General features: G+C 38.1%; 7 protein-coding genes. 1 reads left to right on the forward strand and 6 read right to left on the reverse strand.

Going from position 1 to position 3,165, the window contains the following annotated elements; translation table 11 throughout:
• Positions 1-318: 318 nt before the first annotated feature.
• Positions 319-549 carry a hypothetical protein gene (locus H6S82_RS25735; protein WP_190466365.1) on the forward strand — a complete coding sequence of 77 codons (231 nt, stop codon included), beginning with the start codon at positions 319-321 and terminating at the stop codon, positions 547-549.
• Between the two features lie 56 nt (positions 550-605).
• On the opposite strand, the gene H6S82_RS25740 is transcribed toward H6S82_RS25735, so the two are convergent.
• The 6 genes from H6S82_RS25740 to H6S82_RS25765 all read right to left on the reverse strand — a co-directional run bounded on the left by H6S82_RS25740 (position 606) and on the right by H6S82_RS25765 (position 2,841).
• The gene (locus H6S82_RS25740) at positions 606-764 is read right to left on the reverse strand and encodes a hypothetical protein (protein ID WP_190466369.1); all 159 of its coding nucleotides are present in this window, start codon (positions 762-764) and stop codon (positions 606-608) included.
• Between the two features lie 172 nt (positions 765-936).
• Positions 937-1,326, reverse strand: coding sequence for a type II toxin-antitoxin system VapC family toxin (locus H6S82_RS25745; protein ID WP_190466371.1), 390 nt, complete (start codon positions 1,324-1,326; stop codon positions 937-939).
• Positions 1,316-1,558, reverse strand: coding sequence for an antitoxin family protein (locus H6S82_RS25750; RefSeq protein ID WP_199315362.1), 243 nt, complete (start codon positions 1,556-1,558; stop codon positions 1,316-1,318). The genes H6S82_RS25745 and H6S82_RS25750 overlap by 11 nt, the downstream gene beginning before the upstream one ends.
• 301 nt (positions 1,559-1,859) lie before the next feature.
• Positions 1,860-2,300, reverse strand: a complete 441-nt coding sequence (locus H6S82_RS25755; RefSeq protein ID WP_190466374.1) for a helix-turn-helix domain-containing protein — start codon at positions 2,298-2,300, stop codon at positions 1,860-1,862.
• Between the two features lie 23 nt (positions 2,301-2,323).
• A complete protein-coding gene (locus tag H6S82_RS25760) occupies positions 2,324-2,482 on the reverse strand; it encodes a hypothetical protein (RefSeq protein ID WP_190466377.1) in 159 nt (52 codons plus the stop codon).
• Between the two features lie 11 nt (positions 2,483-2,493).
• A complete protein-coding gene (locus H6S82_RS25765; protein ID WP_190466380.1) occupies positions 2,494-2,841 on the reverse strand; it encodes an SH3 domain-containing protein in 348 nt (115 codons plus the stop codon).
• Between the last annotated feature and the right edge of the window lie 324 nt (positions 2,842-3,165).

Raw genomic sequence — 3,165 nt, forward strand, 5'->3', positions numbered from 1 at the left:
AAGTAGACAAATAACACAATCTCAAGTTTTACCAAATTTACCATTTAGTTTATTAGAAGAAGCTTTGCGGCGGGGTCGTGAAAGTGGGAGAAGTCAGTTATACAGTTGGTTAATTGGTCAAATGCAGGAAATTGGTAATTCACAGTAAACAAAGACGGATGGTTCCTAAGTTTAAAATAACCTTCGATCGCTTTCCTTACCTCCAGAAATCAGCCAAAAGTGGTAAAAAGTTGGGAGAATAGGTTAAAACTGATTTGATAAGCCCAACCTCCAGACCCCTTATCTACACAACCTCTAGAAAATCGTCTACTAAGCTTTATGATCACAGGCACTTTCACTCAAGATAAACAAGCGGAGATAGAGGTCGCCCTCACTCACTTGGAAAAACTTTTGCGCGACAACTGCACCATTACCCTCGTAGCAGAAAAAAACTCTCTAGCTGTAACGGGAACGTTTAGCGAAAGCAATAAGCCAGAAGTTGAAGTGGCTCTCATGCACCTAGAAAAACTCATGCTAGAGTATAATTTCACGCAAGTACATAGGAAATAAAACGCAAGAGTCTAAAATAACAGGCAATTTTAGTTATTGTAGGGATTGAATTACTACTATTCATAGAATCCTGCTTCTTGGCTCATTTGAATTAGTTCATCTAGAGCTTTACTGCGGTTTTCATCCGGTTTTTCCTTGTTCTCCCGCGCAAGGCGAATTTCCTCTGCATCTTCTAAATCTTCCAAAATAGTCAATAATTCTTCCCAAACTTCCACACTCAGTTGAACGGCAGATTTATTTCACTCTGCATCTACCACAAATTGAACCTTTTCCAACAGTTGTTTTGCATTCATATTTTTTTCAGAACTAATTTAAATTTAATAAACGTATCTGTGAAATAGCTGGGAATGTTATTAGGTCAGCCATCGATACTTGGCAAGTAAAGCTTTACCATCTCTCAACTACAAGTCCATCCACATAATTAAAATGCTCGTCATTTGTAGCTAATTTCCATCCATTTTCAAGACATTGCGCCGCAATCCAAATATCATTTTCAGGAATTGGTCTTCCTCTGCGCCTTAATGAAAGACGAGTTTGTGAGTATAAGGCGGCTGTTTGTCGTCCCATCGGCAAAACAATACAAGTATCAATAAACTGTAAATAACGAGTGATATTTGTGAGGGAACGTGCCGAATTTTCTGCTCCAAATATCAATTCCCCCACTACAGTTAATGGTAAAACAACTATCGGTAACGCAGTCACTTTCACCACCACATCTGAGTTGCTGTTAAGATAACGAATTGCCATAGAAGTGTCTAATGCAGTTTCACCAGCCATGAGGGTCAATTTTCCCAAACTCGTCTGCAATCATACGCTGTAAATCTTCAGCTTCTTCATCGCTAAGAATACCAGCAAACTGCAATAGCGGATGCGGCAAACTTTGTTCGCTATTAATCGTAATTTTCACTCTGGAGTGTTCTGCTAAACCTTCTAAAGTTTGCAGGGGACGCAGAACACCATCTTCATAAATTGCTTCTATAGTTTGAGCCTGTATCATATTGGATTCCATTTGGTTTTCGTCAATTGAAATCGATCGGGTATATCTTGTTAAATCATAACATACAACAGCTTGCAGTGGTCGATCGTACAGGCTATGGGTCGAGATACCCGACTTCTTGGAGAAGTCGGGTATCTGTGTACCTCACTCACCTGAAACGCGCTGTATTTTTGTTTAGCTATCGTGAAAATACAAACCCTATCAAAAAATAGAAGAAACCTAAATTAGGACGTTACTAACGCATCCAAAAGAAACTGATACCCTATTTGAATGTAATCTTTAAATCATCGATAAGCCTCTCGACGGTACGGTTTTAGTCTTTACCATATATTTCGTCGGTTATTTTGATTGCCTCATCCATAAATTTACTGCGTTTTTCATCCCATTCTTCCTTATATTTCATCAAATCTTGAAAACGAATTCGCCGCTGTTTTCCCACCTTGATATAAGGAATTTCTTCCTCATCCAATAACTTATTTAAAAAAGATTTTGAGACATCCAAAATATCAGCTGCTTCCTGTGTAGTCAATTCGTGATTATGGGGAATCAAATATATTGCCTGACCTGATGCAATCTTCTTAACGATATCGCGTAAAACACTGCTAACAGACTCAGGAATTATAACTTCTTCTCCGTTGCTTCCGACTAATTTTATTTGTGAAGTTTCCAAACTGAGGATTTGTGATAATTTGGCGATCGCATCTGCTTCTTCTGGCTGAATAACTGACTCTAACGACAATTTTTGCTTCAGCATAATAGTTAAAATAGCTTAAGTTATTAGAGTATAACACAAATTCGCATTAAACGCAATAATCGCATTAAATGAAATGTATCTATTAACCAGCCATGAGGGTCAATTTTCCCAAACTCGTCTGCGATCGGAAGCTGTAACTCTTCAGCTTCTTCATCATTAAGAATATTGTCCTCGATTGGCAAGCCAAAACTATTTACTCATAGCAAGTCAGATATTCTGTCGATACCCAACCTTTCAGACCATTTTTTTGTTTACTTTCAACACTAACTAAAGCCCATTCTCCATCATCAGAATAACGCTGAACCGAAACTATTGATGCAAAATCTATGCTAGCGATCGCTCTACCTTCAGGCTCATTTCTCATATTCAGTCGATCGCCATATTTAGTTAACACCCAAAACTCATTACAAGTCTTAGTAACTATATATTCATCGCTGTTTTGAATTGCCGTTGCGCTTGTTTTTTCCGGCGACGCCAAAGCTGCCGAGATAGTTTTAAAACCAATCGCAGAAAGGGAAACAATTGCGATCGTTGTTAACAATTTTTTCCTGTTATGGTTTTTTCTCACGTCAACCTCTTTGAGGAAAGTCTGTTATTTCCAATATATTTTCTGGGTTCAGTAAATATCCTATTCCATGAGATACAATTAGTAATTAATTCTATCTGGCTTAAAGTCTGAAATTTTCAATCGCTTCTTAGCTAGTTCATCTATCTAAAGAGCGAAAAGCTCTCTGATATTTAAGTTACAAACGAAAATAGGGTGGGCAATACCCACCCTACTTGCAATTAGCCAGAAATTTGGAAAAACGGGTCGCGGATAAAATTGTTAGTTATCAATCAGCGCCGCAAGTTAGGTAATTTGCCC

Source organism: Planktothrix sp. FACHB-1355, assembly GCF_014748295.1.
Classification (GTDB): domain Bacteria; phylum Cyanobacteriota; class Cyanobacteriia; order Cyanobacteriales; family Aerosakkonemataceae; genus Aerosakkonema; species Aerosakkonema funiforme_A.

What these genes read in the sequence shown, in the direction of transcription:
- H6S82_RS25745 (WP_190466371.1), bottom strand. Translation starts at nt 1,326, where the DNA reads ATGGCTGGTGAAACTGCATTAGACACTTCTATGGCAATTCGTTATCTT.
- H6S82_RS25735 (WP_190466365.1), top strand. Translation starts at nt 319, where the DNA reads ATGATCACAGGCACTTTCACTCAAGATAAACAAGCGGAGATAGAGGTC.
- H6S82_RS25755 (WP_190466374.1), bottom strand. Translation starts at nt 2,300, where the DNA reads ATGCTGAAGCAAAAATTGTCGTTAGAGTCAGTTATTCAGCCAGAAGAA.
- H6S82_RS25750 (WP_199315362.1), bottom strand. Translation starts at nt 1,558, where the DNA reads ATGGAATCCAATATGATACAGGCTCAAACTATAGAAGCAATTTATGAA.